This window comes from Caballeronia calidae, from assembly GCF_900044055.2.
Taxonomy (GTDB): domain Bacteria; phylum Pseudomonadota; class Gammaproteobacteria; order Burkholderiales; family Burkholderiaceae; genus Caballeronia; species Caballeronia calidae.
Genome location: NZ_FCOX02000320.1, coordinates 1 through 832, shown reverse-complemented (window position 1 = coordinate 832; position 832 = coordinate 1). Strand labels below are relative to the sequence as shown.

The 832-nt window shown below is 61.9% G+C and carries 1 protein-coding gene; it reads left to right on the top strand.

What is annotated here, in order from left to right; translation table 11 throughout:
• Window positions 1–832 (top strand): transposase (locus tag AWB78_RS42855; RefSeq protein ID WP_198399520.1); only part of this gene is annotated, 832 nt, incomplete at both ends.

Below are 832 nucleotides of genomic sequence, written 5' to 3'. Positions count from 1 at the left end.
GTGACCAGCATCGTGCGTGCGCTCAAACTGCGGCCGACTCTGTACAACAAGCTGCGTGACAGCTTGCACAGCGACGCTGTGCAGCTCGATCGGCTCTCGGCGCTGTGGACGCAGGCGGTGCTGCGCCTGTTCCCTGAGCCGCTACGCGTCAATGGTCGGCGCGTCCTGGTTGGAGACGGCATCAAGATCTCCAAGAGCGGCAGGAAGATGCCCGGCGTCAAGTTGCTGCATCAACAGTCCGACTCCAACACCAAGCCCGAGTACATCATGGGGCACTCCATGCAGGCAGTCAGCATACTCGTGCGGGCCGCCCAGAGCGTCATTGCCGTACCGCTGGCCGTGCGCATTCACGAAGGTCTGGTGTGGTCCAACCGCGATCGACGTACCTTGCTCGACAAGATGATCTCGCTGTTGGGGATCGTCTCGGTCGAGGAGCCGTTCTACTTCGTCGCCGATGCCTACTACGCTGCTCGCAAGATCGTCAAAGGCCTGCGCGATCAGGACAACCATTTGGTCACGCGCGTGAAGTCCAATGCAGTCGCCTATGCCCCGTACGTGCAGCAAGGACCGCGCAAACGGGGCCGCCCCAGGCGCTACGGCGCCAAGATCCAACTCAAATCGCTGCTGGCTGATCCACTGTCCTCGCAACCCGCGCCCAGCCCCGTCTATGGCGAACACAACGTCATCATCCGGTATCGAGTCTGCGATCTACTGTGGCCGGCGTGCGGTCGGCTCGTTCGCTTCGTGGCAGTGAGTCACCCTTGCCGGGGCGCGTGCCTGTTGATGTGCACCGACCTCGGCCTGGATCCCATCGAAATCATTCGCTTGTATG